The sequence below is a fragment of the Catellatospora sichuanensis genome (assembly GCF_007483665.1).
Classification (GTDB): Bacteria; Actinomycetota; Actinomycetes; order Mycobacteriales; family Micromonosporaceae; genus Catellatospora; species Catellatospora sichuanensis.
In genome coordinates, this window is sequence record NZ_ML660195.1 from 20,972 (window position 1) to 35,593 (window position 14,622).

Here is a 14,622-nt window from a genome sequence, read left to right on the forward strand (position 1 = left end):
CTATGGTGGGTGTGCTCACGACCGGGCGTCACCACATGGATGCAGGCATGGGGACCTCGCCGCCGATGGCGAACGACTCGTGCCATCTGCTGCTGGACCAGAACCGGTTGCTGGTCGTCGCCGGCGCGACGTGGACGTCCGCGCCGTAGCCGCGGCCGAAGGCGATGATGTCGTCGCGGCCTTCGCCGGTGAAGTCGCCGACGCCGGGCACGTCGACGCCGGCGGCGAAATCGGTATGCCAGGTGGTCGGTGCGGCGAACGTGCGGGAGTTGTACGGGAACGGAACGGTTGCCGACAGCGCGACCTGTACCTGCGGCCAGGTGCCGCGATAGAACTCGACGACGTCGTCGCAGCCGTCGCCGTTGAAGTCGCCGACGGCTGGCACGTGTGTCCCGGTAGCGAAGCCCCGCAGCCAGGTCACGGCCGATCTGAAGCTGTTGCCGGACGACGTCGCCACCGACACCGCACCGGCGGTGCCCCGCTGGAAGGAGACGACGTCGTCGACGCGGTTGCAGTCGAAGTCGCCCACCATCGGTACGGCGTCGCCCGCGGCGAAGTCGTCGCTCCATTTGACCGCCGTGCCGACGAACCGGGTTCCGTCCGAGGTGGCGACGTAGACGTCAGCGGTGCTGCCGCGGGTGAACGTCGCGATGTCGGCGCGCCCGTCGCCGTTGAAGTCGCCCACCGCCGGAGTCTCGTTGCCGGCCGCGAACCAGGTATGCCACAGCTGCTGCGCGGGGCCGAAGGCCGAACCGGTCGACAGCGCCACGTAGACGTCGGCGCTGGTGCCGCGGGTGAACGTGATCAGGTCGTCGCGGCCGTCGCCGTTGACGTCGCCGAGCAGGGGAATCTCGTTGCCGGCGCTGAAGTATTCGTGCCACCGTGTCCTGGGGCCGAATCCCGAACCGGTCGACAGTGCCACGTACACGTCGGCAGAGGCGCCCCGCTCGAACGAGACGATGTCGTGGCGGCCGTCGCCGTTGACGTCGGCGCCTCGATCGCCGTAGCCGTCATTGCCCGGACCAGCCCGGTCGAGGTAGAGGATCAGGTTCGGCGACCCCTGCGGATCAGTGATCTTGTCCCGGGTGGCCTCGTTGAGCAGCATCGACTGCACCACCGCCGGCGACGCCTGCGGAAAGCGCTGCAGGTAGCGGGCGACCGCCCCGGTGACGAACGCGGTCGAGTACGAGGTCCCACTGGCCTGCCCGTCGGCGGTGTCGCTGGAGTGATGGGCGCTGTTGATGCCCTCCGCCGGGGCGAACAGGTCCACGCAGACCCCGACGCTGGAGCCCTGCCCGCCCTCAGGGTCGTCCCAGACATTGCGGAACGGGCTCAGACCACCGACGGTGATGACGCCCGCGAGCCTCGACGGCGAGAAGTCGCAGGCGTTGCGCCTGCCGTTGCCTGCCGTTCCCACCACGGTGATGCCGCGGTTTATCAAGCCGTGCGTGCTGGCGTCGACGGCCAGGTTCGACCAGGACTGGGTACTGAGGTTGACCACCGCAGGCCGGGCTGCGTTGGCCGCGATCCATTCCATGGCGGTGATGAAGCGGCCGCTGGGAGCGTCTCCCACGCAGGGGCCGATGCGGACCGTGTGCAGCCGCGCCCCTTTCGCGACGCCGTGCGTCTTTCCGCCGATGACGCCGGCCATCGCCGTGCCGTGTCCCTGGCAGTCGCCGGTTCCCGAGACGTCAGGCGCGGGGACGAACGAGACGTCACCGCTGGCACGGCCTTCGAACTCCGAGTGGGTGGCGCGAATACCGGTGTCGACCACGTAGGCGTGGACTCCGGTGCCGTCGGTGTCCCACCGGTAGAACCGGTCGAAGCCGTCGCGCTGGTCGAGCGATCCGAGCCCCCACGACTCGACGGTCTGCTCGCCGGTGAACCACATGTGCACCTGCTGCTCCACGTACGCGACCTCGGGCTCCTTGCTGAGAGCCTGCGCGACCTGAGCCTGCATCGTGACGGCGAAACCCCGGACCGTGCGGTGATAGGCAGACTCCAGCTTGCCCGGGTACTCGGCTAACAGCCGCTTCACGGCCTCGTCCACTTCAGCCGCCGTCTTCTGGTCAGACGACGGCTCTCCCGTCGGCTCTGGGCCGGCCAGGACCACCACGTACGCGTCCTTGATCCCACCCTTCGCCGCAGGCAGGAACTTCTCGTCAGCTGCGGCGGCCGGCGCGGCTACGATCTGGGTCGACACCACCACCGCGGTGACGGCCAACGAAAGTCTAAGGCGGCGCTTTGACGTCATGAGAGCTCCACTTATGGCGGGTGGCAGGATACGACCGGACTGGAATGCCGAAACAGGCGGGGATGCAGCCCTGAATGCCGAGACCGGCGACGGCTGTGGTTTCAAGCAGGCTGACCGGGCTCAGCCCGGATCATGACCCGAGTGCCCGCATTGGTACGCATGACGACGGTAGCGCTGCCGACAGCGTCGGTGGGTTCGAGATAGCCGATGACGCCAGCCTGGTCGCCGGGCTGGAGCACACCCTCATACAACCTGATCTTGCAGGTTGTCGGCGAGCCGTTGCGATAACCGCCCGCGCGTAGCAGCGTGTCCACCCACGGGACCTGGTCCAGGGTGGTCTGTGGAGCTTCGAAGTCGCGGTCGATGGCGATGACGCTGCCATCGGCCCGTATCAGCGCGGTACCGGTCCCGTCGTCGAGCAGGAAGTCGACGCCCTGCTGGGCGGCCCTGGTGCTGCCCGAGTCACTGCCGTCGCTGGGCACGATCCGCAGGTCCTGCGCGAGGTAGGGCCGGCCGCTGGCCTGGCTGACCGGCGCGTCCTCGACGGCGCGGGCGACGCCCGACAGGCGGTAGACCCCAGGCACGGTCACCGAGGCAATCGCGGTGACCGGAAGCCGAGAGAACGCCCTAATGGCGGAGCCGTTGACGAACCGGTAGAGCACGACGGCGGCGACGAACGCGACCACGACAACCGCAATAGTGAGAAGGTCCACAATGGCTCCTGGCCCGTCGGGTGTTCGGTGAACGCAAGTGGCGTTGCCTGTGGCTGTGGTTGCCTGAACTGCGCGAGGTCACGGTCCAGGTGGGGTGTAGTCGGGGAAATTGCGCTGGGGGCAGGTGTCAGGTCGGGCGGGATCAAAACGGTGCAGTGTGAACGCCGTGCCACCGGCAGGCACGGTGGCGACCGGCACCCTGTTCCCGATCATCACCACACCGTGCCAGCCGGTGTGCCCGGCCCGATACAGCGTGCAGTTGCCGACGACCCGCATCCCGGGCACCACGACGGCCTGCGCGCGCGTGCGGACGAACGTTGCGGCGTCGTACGGGCTGCTCTGCAGGAAATAGAAGCCCGTGTCGGGTCTCGAGTTGACCCAGAACATCTCGCCGTAGTTCAGATGCATGTCGAAGACGTTGACGACATCGCGGCTGTCCAGCCAGGCGAATGCCAGGTCCGGATCGCCGGCGCCCGTGACGCCATCGTTGGCAGAAACCGGCAGCACGATCTTCTCGGCAGCCTGCCGCCACTGCACGTACGGGCTGAACCCGGTGACCCGGGTGGCCTCCACCCGGTACGTGCCGGGCGCCCGCAGGTGGGAGTTGATCGCGACGAACTCGGTCTTGCCCAGCCCGTAGCCGGTCGACGACGCCAGCCACGGGCCGCTGCCCTCGAAGAGGCTGACGTTCCAGTTGTCCGGGGAGAACACGGCGACAGCCGACCACGCCGGACGAGTGACGGCCAGGTCGTAGACGGTGCTCGACTTGGGCCGGTGGATCGCGCCGTCGGTCAGCGTCGCGGCGTACGCCGGTTGCTGCACCAGCAACACCGCAGCAGCGCTGCAGACCGCAGCAGTCAGCCAGAAACGCCGGGTCCGTGTGTGACCGCCCATCGTGGCCTCCTCAGATCGGGGGCGTGGTAGCGCACCCAGTCTTGGCCTATGCCGCGGTCGAGGGCTCGGATGAGTCGGGCACCCGATTCAACGACGTCGCATCAGTGCCCTGTCGCCCGGCCTGGACCACCCCACGCTCGAAGGCCGGCCATGCCTCGCGGCGACGGATCCATCACGAGGCCCGCTGACCCGCGCAGACTACGCCAACCTCGGCCAGCGCTGTCCCCGCAGACCCAGGAACACCGGTTGCCACATCCGCACCACCAGCGGCTGCAAGATGTGCTCACCTGCGACACATCACTGCGCGCGACCAGTCGGTCCCGGTCGCCACGAGGTAGTGTCCCTGCCGTGAACCTTGCCTCCATCCCGTCCCCGTCCACGGCGGTCTGGCAGCTCGGTCCGGTGCCGCTGCGGGCGTACGCGCTGTGCATCATCGCCGGTATCGTGCTCGCCTGTGTCGTCACCGACCGGCGGATGCGCAGCCGGGGAGCCCCGCCGTGGGCGGTGCTGGACATCGCGGTGTGGGCGGTGCCGTTCGGCATCGTCGGCGGCCGGATCTACCACGTGCTCAGCTCACCGGGGGCGTACTTCGGTGAGGGCGGTGACCTGGTCAAGGCGCTCTACATCTGGGAGGGCGGTCTGGGCATCTGGGGGGGCGTCGCCGGTGGCGCGGTCGGCGCGTGGCTGGCCTGCCGCCAGCTGGGCATGTCGTTCACCTTCGTCGCCGACACCATCGCCGTGGGCCTGCCGCTGGCCCAGGCCGTGGGCCGGCTCGGCAACTGGTTCAACAACGAGCTGTACGGCGGCCGCACTGACCTGCCCTGGGGCCTGCAGGTACACCGGATGTCGCCGGACAACCCGGGCCAGGCGGCGCAAGACGCCAACGGCACGCCTCAACTGCTCGACGGGCTCTACCACCCGACGTTCCTGTACGAACTGCTGTGGAACCTCGGCGTCGCCGGTGCCGTGTACGCCCTCGACCGGCGGTTCAAGTTCGGCCGAGGCCGCGCCTTCGCCCTCTACGCCATGCTGTACACCCTGGGCAGGGTGTGGATTGAGGCTATGCGCACCGACGAGGCCACCATGGTCATCGGTGTACGCCTCAACGTTTGGACCTCGATCATCGTGTTCCTCGGCGCGGCGGCGTTCTTCGTCCTGCGACGTGGCCCGCAGGAGTTCCTTGTCCCCGACACGGGCACCGCCGGCGAGCCAGGCAAGGGCTTCCTGACCGTGTCCGAAGCACGGCACCGCTCCTTTCAGACAGGCGACACCGACTCCGACGCGCCGGACCGGCTCGACCAGGATCTCGCGACGAGCACGGAGGGGCGGTCCGAACCCGTGGCCGCAGAGCGCTGACATCGGCCCCGGGCATTCATCCTGGCGAATTGGAAATTGCGGCCAGGGCATCGCTGGTGCGCTGCCCGGGGTCGGTCGTGACATCGCGCAACAACCTCGCCGGCCAGCCGCGCCGGCCACGTCGAAGCCGGGTCGTGCGCGGTCGGCCAACCGATGACAGGTGTATGGCAACAAGCTGCAATGCTCTTTTCCCAGCACAGGCTTCGTCGCTGTCGTGGTGTGCTTACCACGTGGCCCTGCGGCTTCCGAGCTGGCGTGTGCCCTGATCAAGGCTAGCTCGACGCTCAGCGACGACACGGTCGAGCAGGTCCATCTGCTGGTGGGAGCGGACGGGATCCACTCGCGGGTGCGCCGGCTGGCGTTCGGTCCTCAACACCGATCCTGCGGTAACTGGGCTGCCACACCGCGTCGTACCTGTTCGACGATCCGCACCTGGCCGCCTGGCTCGTGTACCGCACCCCGGACCCTGACCTGCCCGACGATGCACGAGCCGCGATCATGGCTCCGTACGCCGGGATGGGGCCGATCGCCGACCATGCGCTCGCGCAGCTGCCCAGCGTGGGCGGGCTGTACTACGACCTGGTCGCGCAGATCGAGCTGGACCGCTTCTGCCGAGGGCCTGGGACGCCGGTCGCTGCGGCTGACACGAGCCGACAGCGTCTCGTCGAGAACTGACGCCAGCGCGTCGGGTGGTCGCCGCTGCAGGACCCTGTCCGCAAGTGACGGTCATGCCGGCATCTGCCTGGCTGGCCGGTCCAGTTGCCCAAGAAAGGCGCTCGCCCACCGGTTGACGTCGTGGCGGCGCAGATGGAATCGCATCGGCTGCATTCGCCGGCGTTGTTCGTCGGCGCCGGCTGCTGCGGCTTCGGCGAGGGCGTCCTTGAGCGCTTCGAGGTTGTGCGGGTTGACGGTCCAGGCCTGACTTAGCTCGGCGGCGGCACCGGCGAACTCGCTGAGGACCAGCGCCCCGGTGCCGTCGGTGCGGGTGGCGACGTACTCCTTGGCGACCAGGTTCATGCCGTCGCGCAGCGGCGTCACCGCCATCACGTCGGCGGCGAGGTACAGCGCCGCCAGCTCCGCGCGGTCGTAGGACTGGTGCAGGTAGTGCACGCACAGCCGGCCGATGCCGGCGTGGCGGCCGTTGACGTGGCTGACGGTCCGCTCGACCCGTTCCCGCAGCGCCTGGTACTGGTCGAGGCGTTGGCGGCTGGGGACCGCGACCTGCACCATGACCGTGTCCGCCGGATCCAGGCGGCCGTCGGCGAGCAGCTCGCCGTAGGCGGCCAGGCGGTGTTCGATGCCCTTGGTGTAGTCGAGTCGGTCCACACCCAGGACGAGGGTGCGGGGGTTGCCCAGCTCGCGGCGGATCTCGCCGGCACGCGCCCGCACGTGGGGGTCGGCGGCGAGTTGTTGCTGTCCGGCAACGTCGATCGAGATCGGGAACGTGGCGGCGGTGGTGACGCCGCCCTCGTGTTTGATCACGCCGCCGGTGTGGTTGGCGCCGAGCAGGTGGGCGGCCAGCCGGGTGAAGTTGCGGGTGGCCTGCGGGTGCTGGAAGCCGACGAGGTCGGCGCCGAGCAGCCCGCGCATGATCTCGTCGCGCATCGGCAGTTGGCAGAACAGCTCGACCGGCGGGAACGGGATGTGCAGGAAGAACCCGATCCGAAGGTCGGGGCGCAGCTTGCGCAGCATCCCGGGCACCAGCTGCAGGTGGTAGTCGTGTACCCACACCAGCGCGCCGGGCGCGGCCAGCCGTGCGGCAGCCGCGGCGAAACGATGGTTGACGGAGTGGTAGGCCTGCCGCCAGCGGCGGTCGAAGACTGGCTGCTCGACGGCGTCGTGATACAGCGGCCAGATCGTGGCGTTGGACTGGCCCTCGTAGTAGGCGTCGACGTCGTCGTCGGACAGCTCGATCGGGTGTAGGTGGATGCCGTCGTGGGTGAACGGGGCAGGTGCGGTTTCGGGTTGGCCGTGCCAGCCGGCCCAGGCCCCGGCCCGGCTTTGCATGATTGGGTGCAGGGCCGTGACCAGCCCGCCCGGGCTGCGCTGCCAGCACCTCTTTCCGTCCGGGCCGGTGGCCTGGTCGACTGGTAGCCGGTTGGCGAGCACGACGAGGTCGTAGCCGCGGCCGTCGGCCGGCTCGGCACCTGAGGTGCTGGCAGAGCCGGGTTCGGTTGTCATGCTGTGGTGCCTCCGGGTGCGGTTCGGGTCACGGCAGGGGCTGTCGACGGCGGAGGCGCTTCGGGCGAAGCCGGTGCTCGACGGCGACCCTGAACGGCAGCACCACCGCCAGGACTCCACTGCGGCCGGTGTGCTCGTAGGCCGTCTGCGCCCAGGCGGCAGCTGGAGCGGTCAACGCATGGCGGCGCATGGCTTCGACCAGATGTGCCGACGGCCCGGTAATCGTCAGGACGACGTCGCAGTGGTCGGCTTCGATGCGGCTGCGGATCAGTGCGGCGACACCGGCGGCGTCGATGGTGTCGACGGCGGCCAGGTCGAGGGTGAGCCGGGCGGCACGGAGCCGGTGCAGGGCCATGCTGACCGCCTGGCCGAGCTGGCGTGCGGTGTCGGCGCAAAGGCGGCCACGGGCGATCAGCCGAAGGCCGCAGGCCGCGTCCTGCAGCCGCAGATGCAGTGTCTGGCTCACGGTCGCCCGCCGGCCGGGTGCGGGCCGGCGGGCCGCGGCGGGTGCGCGGCTCTACGGCAGACGACGCCGGTACGTGGCGCCCTCAACGGCATGGCGTGGCGTGTCCGCGGCGCGGGCAGCAGGTGTCCGGCACTGAACACGTGCATAACCGATGCCACGGTGAGGGAGTGCCCGGTGATGGTGAACGCGGCACCATGCCGGGCAGCCTCGCGCGCGCAGAGCACGATCGCGACCACCCCGACGGCGTCGACGCGCGTGACGGCGCTCAGATCCAGCCGGACCACGGCGGGGGCGTACTGGCGCAGCAGGCCGAGGACGACCTTCGGGAGACGGTGTGCGGTGTCGGCGTGTAACGCGCCGACGGCCGAAACGCTCAGTGTCCGGTGCTCACCGGCCAGCCGCAGGGCGAGGTCGTCGGTCATCGCACCTCATCCGGGTGATGGTCACCGGCCCGGCGGCCGCCACGACCGGCGGCGGTGACCGACATCGCGGCGGCTGCGGCACGGATGCGCAGCAGCCGCATGACATCGGGCCGCCACGGCATGGCCAGGGTGTATTCGGGGTTGCGGGCGCCGCTGATCGCGCCGACGATCGTCGCGATGGTTTGGGTCTGCCCGCCCATCATCAGCGCGTAGCGGATCGCTGCTGCGGGCTCGTCGGGATGGCGCAGGAACGCGGTCAGCGCGGCGGGGACGGTGCGCAGCGCGGTCCGGTCGGCACCCAGGGTTGCAGCGGTCTCTGCGGGGGCGCTGCGGTGGCGGACCAGTGTCTGCACGGTACGCAGCGCCGCACGGAACTCCGCGGTGCGCATCTGCGCGGCGACTGCGGACAGGAATCGGTACTTGTCAGCTGGCGTCGCGGGCTGGGTGCGCACGGCGAGCGCGACCGCGGCCGCCGTGGCAGCAGCGCCGTCGCGGGCCAGCAGATGCGTGTGCGTGACCCCGGCCGAGCGACGGCCCAGGGCCGCCGCCGCGGCCACCCCGCTACCGGGCGCCAGGCCAGCCGCGCACGCCCGCACGGCGGCGACACTGCCGAAACTGCCCTGCCCGTGGTGGACACTCGGAGCGATCTGCCACCAGCGCGTGCCGGCTGCCACTGCCGTCAGCACCCGCGAGGTGGCGGTGCCGGCGAGGTCAGGCCGGTCTGCAGGCCACTCCTTGGCCAGGTCAGCGGCCAGGATGTCGTCGTTGACGCGGCCGCCGTGCGCGCCCAGGTGCTCGGCGAGTACGACCATCTGCAGCGCGGTCGGGCTGGGCTGCAGCAGGCGCGGTTCGGCGCGCAGGATTACCTCCATCTGCGCAGGGTCGGGCGTGGTGCGACCGTGCAACGGCGCGGCCATCAGGTCGGCGCACGCGGCCACCAGCAGGCAGCCGTGCGCGCGCCGCAGCAGCTGCTGCTGGTCGAGCGGGAATGTCACTGTGCGTCGATCTTCCTTGCTGGCTCGTGCGGTGCCTGGTGCCCGGCCGGGCGCGTGCGTCCCGGTGCGGCGGCCTGCCGCCGCGGGCGCGGATGGGCGTGTGCGGCGGCTCGGGCGGTCGCGACGGCAAGCAGCCGCCGCGCCCACGCCTCCGGTCCCGGTGCGGCAGCTGCGGCCTGGGCTCCGGGCACCGGCTGGCTGACACCGGCGACGCGGGCGATGGCTGTGGCGAACGCGGCGGTGTCGTGCGGGTTGACCACAACCGCACCCGGCAGGTCGGCGCCGTCGCAGGTCAGTTCGCTGACCACGACCGGCGCGCCGGCATGTGCGGCGACGAACTCGTGGGCATGCGCGACGGTGCCGTGGTGTGCCGGGGTCGCCAGCAGCCCGTCGCAGGCCAAGTACAGAGCGGTCAGCTCCCTCCGGTCGGGTGCGGCGCGCAGGTAGTGCACGACGGGTTGGCCGACGTTCGCATAGGTGCCGTTGATCTTCGCGATGAGCCGGTCGACACGTTCACGCTGCTCGTACTCGGCCGGGGTCTGCGGCTCGCCGCACGCCACGTGCAGCAACGCGGCGGTCGCCGGTGCGGGTCGGTGCTCGGCCAGGAACCGCTCGAACGCGACCAGCCGCTGCTCGACGGCCTCGCCCGGATCCCAGCCGGCCACCGACAGCAGGACAGGACCCGCGACACGCAACGCGGCGCGGATCTCCTGCGCGCGGGTTCGCACCGGCGCCGATTGGGCCAGCCGTCGGATTCCTGCGGTGTCGGCCTGCAACGGGTAGGCCATCACCCGCACCCGCCGGCTCCCGACGGCGATCTGGCCGTCGCGCACGGGCAGGCCGTGCACCCTCCCGGCCAAATCGAGCAGATTGTCGGCGGCCCGCCGGTGCGGCAGCACGATGACATCGGCGCCCAGCAGCCCCGACAGCAGCGCCCGGTGCTCGGGCACTCGCAACAGCGACTCCGCCGGTGGGAACGTCGTGTGCAGCTGCATCACGCTGCCCAGGTCGGGGCGCAGCCGCCGCATAATGGCGGGGAGCAGTTGCAGTTGATGACCGTGCACCCACACCATGGCGGAATCCGCTGCCGAGCCGGCGACCGCAGTGGCTACCTGCCGGTTGACGGCGAGGTAGGTGTCGAACCAGCCGTCGGGGAAGGAGCATTGCTGGTCGTGTCCCAGCGAGCGCAGCAGCGCCGCCGCGTGTGCGGCGTCGGACGCCTCGTGCGGGTCGCCGGGCTCTGCGGCCACCCAGGTCCCGTCCTGCGCCGCGGCGAACGGCCGCAGCGCTGCCAGGGCAGCCTCGACGTGGTCGTAGCCGTCGTCGGTGTCGGCGGGCGGGATCCGGTCGGCCGCAAGGATCAGCCGATGCCGGCCGGTGTCGCTCACGGGGTCACGTCCCGGCGCGGGAAGTCACCGAGCGTGAGGTCCCCGTCGGGTGAGATCACCTGCAGCACTCGGTCGACCTTCGCCAGTTTCAGATTGCGCCGTGCCCGCGCCGACGGTGACCGCAGCGCGACCATCCCGCCGTCGCGCATCGCTCGGCGGTGTGCGTCCAGTAGCAGCAGGATTCCCGCGGCGTCGATGATCTCGCAGTCGGCCAGGTCGATGACCAGTTGCCGCGGGTGCAGGGCGAGGGCCTCCTCGAGGACGTCGTTGACGCCCGGCGCGGAGCTCGCGTCGAGGTCGCCGCGTACCTGCACTTCGACCAACGGCACGACCTGGGTCGTCTGTGACGATCGGCTCGCCTCGTCCACCTGCCACCTCCCTGCTGAGTGATCTCACCTTTTCCAGCCGGTGCGGCGGTAACCACGCAAACCCATGACAGTTGTATGACAAACCCGGCGTTGGCAAACGCCGCAGTCGTCGGGCCGTGCCGGGGCAGTCTCCTTGCCATCGCGCGGTGGCAACTGCGCCTGCCGTGGGTCGCTGTGGCAGCTGCTGTGCCTGTCATGCAACTGTCCTGTGGTCGCGGGGTCGTCGTCATCGCGACCGTCCAGGCTCGCGACACCCGTCGGGGGAGGAGGTCTGGCGAACGACGTCAACGTGGGCGGCGGCCCGCCGGCGGCCTGGCATGTGCCGGTCGTCGAGGTCATCGGTGCGGGACGATCTGGACGCCTGATCGCGTGGGCCGGTCGGTCAGGTGTTGCACGAGGCGCTCCGGTGGCGGCCGCGTGAGGTGATCGTGGACCTGGCTGGTTGCGGCACCGTCGATACCTCGGCCGTTCTGTTACTGCTGGAGCGCAGCGCCGCGTCGCCTACCTCAGCGCTGTACTGGCCCTGCGCTCACCGGCGTCGCAGGGCGTACGAACGCTGCAGGAGTTCGTTCATGAGCGGCGTCTTGCCTTCGCGGCTACGGCACCGCGCCCGCCATGCCACGTAGCCGACCGTCACTCTAGCGCCCGACGGCAAAGCAAGACGTCGCCGAGGCGATCGCGCCGGTCCGATGCAGGTCCGCAACCGCGGCGCCGGCTCCGGCCCGACCGCGCAACCTGCGCCCACCTACGGGGCCGCACTAGCCCGGCGGCTGGATCTGACGGCTTCGGCGATGCGCGTCTCGGCGAGCAGGCTGCCGCCGCCCAGAGCGCCGATTGCGGCCCGCACGTGCGGCTGAGTCTTGGACGGCGGTCAGCCACACGCCGCGTAGGTGGGCTCGGATCCGCATGAGGATCATGGTGGTTACGACTGTGGCGTTGACGGCGTCCAGGTCGTGCAGGTCGTGCAGAATCCGATCGACGGCGAGGTGTTCGAGCAGAATTTCGACGGCGGCTGACAGCCGCTGGCAGGTCGTGGCGGCCAGGCGTCCGCGTGCCAGGCACGGGCCGGACGGCGTGGCGTAGAGCCGCGGTAGGCGCCGGTACCGTTCATCTCGAAACTGATCACCTTCGGCTTGCCGAACTGGCGAGCCACGGCAACGTTTGACCGCGGAGGTATGCATGGCCGACGAAGTGCCCAGCGCCCGGCTGCTGCAGGTTCTCAAGGTCTACTGCGAGTCGTTGGACCCGATCGGCATCAGTGACCTGCAGCTGGCCCTGCGAGGGGGTCGGCATCCGTGGCTTCGTGACGAGTTGCGCCAGGTGCTCGGCCTTAATCTGTTCACCGAGCAGCAGTGGACCTTCCTGCTGGGTGAGGCGGCCGGTATCGGCCGGGCGCAGCGTCGGGAAATGTTGTGGACGGCGTTGTTCCCCTCCGACCCTATGCCCAAGACCCGCTCGTCCCGCTGGCGACCGTCGAGCAGGCAACGTGGTGGCGACAAGGGCGAACCACCCGCTGGCAGCCGGACTGCGTAGCTGGTTGTGCCCGCAGCGCTAAGTCATGCGCCGTCGCCTGTTACGGGTCGTCGCGCTGTACAACCACAGCAGGTTGTGACGTCGGTGCATGCCAGCCGGCACGCGCCGGCGGCGGTACGCAGAACCGGGGCCCAGTAATCGCCGATCGCTGCGGCGGCTCCGGTCGTAAACCCTGGTCAGGGTGGTCCGTCCCGACGTCCGCTGCGATGTCCTGTGCGCCGGTGATAACGTGAGCCGCCCGGTGGGGCATTGATCGGGGGGCAGCCGGTAGGCGTGACGAGGTGTTCACCGACCTGCTTGGTCGCCAGTGGGCGCGGGGTCGGATGGCGTGCGTCGGCCTCGACCCCGACATGTCGGTGGTGCGGGCTTCGGTCGGCGAGCAGGATAACGGGCGGGCGATCGCCGCCTTTGCTTGCGCGATCGTGGATGCGACCTCGGACGTGGTCTGTGCCTACAAGCCGAACATCGCGTTCTACGAGCGTTGGGGCGTGCCAGGCCTGGCGGCGTTGAAGACCGTGATTGCACACATCAACACGGTCGCCCCGGAGGTGGCTGTCATCGTTGACGCCAAGCGCGGCGACATTGCCTCTACCAACGAGGCCTACGCTGATGCGCTGTTCGGTTACTTCGGCGCCGACGCTGTGACCGTGCAGCCCTACCTGGGCGTGGAGGCGCTGCGCCCGTTCCTGGACACGCGGACCAAGGGCGTCATCGTGCTGTGCCGCACCTCAAACCCCGGGTCCGGTGAGCTGCAGAACCTGGTGTCAACGGGTGAGGCGCTCTACCAGCGTGTCGCGCGCTTGGCCGAGTACGACTGGAACACCCATGGCAACGTCGGTGTCCTGGTCGGTGGCACCTACCCCGACGAGATCGCCGACGTGCGCCAGATCGCGCCGACGCTGCCGATCCTGGTCGCCGGTGTCGGACGACAAGGCGGCAACGTCCGCGACGCGGTACGCGCCGGGTCGAACGCCGCCGGCGGAATGATCATCAGTTCTTCCCGGGCGATCACCGAGGCCGGTCCGGGCCCTGGATTCGCCGAGTCCGCCCGTATGGCGGCACTGCAGCTGCACGCCGAGATCAGCGACGCCCGGACCCCTGCAACAGCCTGAACTGCTACGGCATGAACACCCGCCGAGCGCTGCACCCTGACACCGAAAGCCGTTCGAGCCCACACGCCTGTGCACGGTTGCCGGACGTCGATAGGGTTCTGGACGGGCCTGGCGCGGCCCCGCGCGGCGATGATCGGGCTCGACGCTTCGTGCTGGAACGTGCCCGTGTTCAGTGCCTGTTGGCCCGGTTCGCCGCGACGACGCCCCCATAATCCTCCCGCGACCTCAGTTGGCTGGTGGTGCCCATGGAAGCAATCAGGCAAGTACCGAAGCAGACACTTGACTATCGACCGGCTCGCCGCGCGCCTGCGTGCAGGCGCTGTGGCCGGCCAGGAGCGGTGGCCGCGCGCCGCCGCTTGGCACCTCACCGGACGCGCTGGTGGGCATCGGTGGGCTCGCGGGCGGCCGCCGGCTGTAGGCGGCCGGTGGTCCGGTGACGGCAGAGGACAAGCCTGGGCGCCTGGACATTGATGTGCGGTTCCTGCTGGCCAACGAGCGCACGCTGCTGGCGTGGCTGCGAACGGCGTTGACTCTGATGGCCGGCGGGGTCGCGCTTGCGCAACTCGCGCACGACCGGCCGTTGCTGCAAGGCATCGGCGTCGGGCTGCTCGTGTTGGGAAGCGTCGGCGGGCTGATCGGTTTCGTGCGTTTCCGCGCGACCGGCCGGGCGATCCGGGCGGGCAGGCTGCCGGCGGCCGGCCACGGCCCGGCGTTGATGACCGCCGGTGTTGTCGCGCTCGCTGCCGTCTTGATCGCCGTTTACATGTTCGGCTGATGTCGCCGCGGCCGCTGGGTCATCCCGCGAAGGCCACGTTCCAGCGTGAATCCACTCGCCCGCGCCTGTGGCACTTCCTGGGCTCGGGCGACCTGCACACCGTCGTGGGGGCCGCCGGGGGGGCCGACGGGGGGGGGGGGGGGGCGCGGCCGGGGGGGCCCGCCC

General features: G+C 70.2%; 15 protein-coding genes. 6 read left to right on the forward strand and 9 right to left on the reverse strand.

Translation table 11 applies throughout. From position 1 onward, the window contains the following. Positions 1–28 precede the first annotated feature (28 nt). The 3 genes from FLL47_RS14660 to FLL47_RS14670 all read right to left on the reverse strand — a co-directional run bounded on the left by FLL47_RS14660 (position 29) and on the right by FLL47_RS14670 (position 3,861). Positions 29–2,254, reverse strand: coding sequence for a S8 family serine peptidase (locus tag FLL47_RS14660; RefSeq protein ID WP_144121077.1), 2,226 nt, complete (start codon positions 2,252–2,254; stop codon positions 29–31). A gap of 101 nt (positions 2,255–2,355) precedes the next feature. Next, complete coding sequence (locus FLL47_RS14665; protein ID WP_144121078.1) at positions 2,356–2,967, reverse strand: hypothetical protein; 612 nt, start codon at positions 2,965–2,967, stop codon at positions 2,356–2,358. A 78-nt stretch (positions 2,968–3,045) separates the two neighbouring features. Next, the gene (locus FLL47_RS14670; RefSeq protein WP_144121079.1) at positions 3,046–3,861 is read right to left on the reverse strand and encodes a hypothetical protein; all 816 of its coding nucleotides are present in this window, start codon (positions 3,859–3,861) and stop codon (positions 3,046–3,048) included. A 348-nt stretch (positions 3,862–4,209) separates the two neighbouring features. On the opposite strand from FLL47_RS14670, the gene lgt reads away from it, so the two are divergent. Both lgt and FLL47_RS42930 read left to right on the forward strand, forming a co-directional pair. Further along, positions 4,210–5,217, forward strand: a complete 1,008-nt coding sequence (gene lgt, locus FLL47_RS14675) for a prolipoprotein diacylglyceryl transferase (RefSeq protein ID WP_246157922.1) — start codon at positions 4,210–4,212, stop codon at positions 5,215–5,217. A gap of 498 nt (positions 5,218–5,715) precedes the next feature. Then, on the forward strand, positions 5,716–5,892 hold the full coding sequence (locus FLL47_RS42930) for a hypothetical protein (protein WP_186315738.1): 177 nt from the start codon (positions 5,716–5,718) through the stop codon (positions 5,890–5,892). Positions 5,893–5,943: 51 nt separating this feature from the next. Here FLL47_RS42930 and FLL47_RS14680 read toward each other — a convergent pair whose 3' ends face one another. From FLL47_RS14680 to FLL47_RS14705, 6 genes are read right to left on the reverse strand one after another with little or no spacing between them, the layout of a single operon-like run. Continuing rightward, positions 5,944–7,398: an alpha,alpha-trehalose-phosphate synthase (UDP-forming) gene (locus tag FLL47_RS14680; protein WP_144121081.1), complete on the reverse strand. Its 1,455-nt coding sequence runs from the start codon at positions 7,396–7,398 to the stop codon at positions 5,944–5,946. Positions 7,399–7,426: 28 nt separating this feature from the next. Beyond that, complete coding sequence (locus FLL47_RS14685; protein ID WP_144121082.1) at positions 7,427–7,864, reverse strand: STAS domain-containing protein; 438 nt, start codon at positions 7,862–7,864, stop codon at positions 7,427–7,429. Continuing rightward, on the reverse strand, positions 7,861–8,286 hold the full coding sequence (locus FLL47_RS14690; RefSeq protein ID WP_144121083.1) for an STAS domain-containing protein: 426 nt from the start codon (positions 8,284–8,286) through the stop codon (positions 7,861–7,863). Before FLL47_RS14690 ends, FLL47_RS14685 begins: the two co-directional genes overlap by 4 nt. Next, positions 8,283–9,281 (reverse strand): ADP-ribosylglycohydrolase family protein, encoded by a 999-nt coding sequence (locus FLL47_RS14695; protein WP_144121084.1) that lies wholly within the window; start codon positions 9,279–9,281, stop codon positions 8,283–8,285. Before FLL47_RS14695 ends, FLL47_RS14690 begins: the two co-directional genes overlap by 4 nt. Beyond that, positions 9,278–10,669, reverse strand: a complete 1,392-nt coding sequence (locus FLL47_RS14700; protein ID WP_144121085.1) for a trehalose-6-phosphate synthase — start codon at positions 10,667–10,669, stop codon at positions 9,278–9,280. Before FLL47_RS14700 ends, FLL47_RS14695 begins: the two co-directional genes overlap by 4 nt. Beyond that, entirely contained in the window at positions 10,666–10,998 is a 333-nt protein-coding gene (locus FLL47_RS14705) for an STAS domain-containing protein (protein ID WP_186315739.1), read from the reverse strand. Before FLL47_RS14705 ends, FLL47_RS14700 begins: the two co-directional genes overlap by 4 nt. A 929-nt stretch (positions 10,999–11,927) precedes the next feature. On the opposite strand from FLL47_RS14705, the gene FLL47_RS44740 reads away from it, so the two are divergent. From FLL47_RS44740 to FLL47_RS14720, 4 genes are all read left to right on the forward strand, one after another. Continuing rightward, the gene (locus tag FLL47_RS44740) at positions 11,928–12,053 is read left to right on the forward strand and encodes a hypothetical protein (protein ID WP_281286713.1); all 126 of its coding nucleotides are present in this window, start codon (positions 11,928–11,930) and stop codon (positions 12,051–12,053) included. A 163-nt stretch (positions 12,054–12,216) separates the two neighbouring features. Next, complete coding sequence (locus FLL47_RS14710) at positions 12,217–12,570, forward strand: hypothetical protein (RefSeq protein WP_144121087.1); 354 nt, start codon at positions 12,217–12,219, stop codon at positions 12,568–12,570. A gap of 281 nt (positions 12,571–12,851) precedes the next feature. Next, positions 12,852–13,682, forward strand: coding sequence for an orotidine-5'-phosphate decarboxylase (pyrF, locus tag FLL47_RS14715; protein ID WP_222106080.1), 831 nt, complete (start codon positions 12,852–12,854; stop codon positions 13,680–13,682). Between the two features lie 433 nt (positions 13,683–14,115). Continuing rightward, a complete protein-coding gene (locus FLL47_RS14720; protein WP_144121088.1) occupies positions 14,116–14,457 on the forward strand; it encodes a YidH family protein in 342 nt (113 codons plus the stop codon). Positions 14,458–14,622 lie beyond the last annotated feature (165 nt).

What these genes read in the sequence shown, in the direction of transcription:
- FLL47_RS42930 (WP_186315738.1), top strand. Translation starts at nt 5,716, where the DNA reads ATGGCTCCGTACGCCGGGATGGGGCCGATCGCCGACCATGCGCTCGCG.
- FLL47_RS14660 (WP_144121077.1), bottom strand. Translation starts at nt 2,254, where the DNA reads ATGACGTCAAAGCGCCGCCTTAGACTTTCGTTGGCCGTCACCGCGGTG.
- FLL47_RS14670 (WP_144121079.1), bottom strand. Translation starts at nt 3,861, where the DNA reads ATGGGCGGTCACACACGGACCCGGCGTTTCTGGCTGACTGCTGCGGTC.
- FLL47_RS14690 (WP_144121083.1), bottom strand. Translation starts at nt 8,286, where the DNA reads ATGACCGACGACCTCGCCCTGCGGCTGGCCGGTGAGCACCGGACACTG.
- FLL47_RS14680 (WP_144121081.1), bottom strand. Translation starts at nt 7,398, where the DNA reads ATGACAACCGAACCCGGCTCTGCCAGCACCTCAGGTGCCGAGCCGGCC.
- FLL47_RS14710 (WP_144121087.1), top strand. Translation starts at nt 12,217, where the DNA reads ATGGCCGACGAAGTGCCCAGCGCCCGGCTGCTGCAGGTTCTCAAGGTC.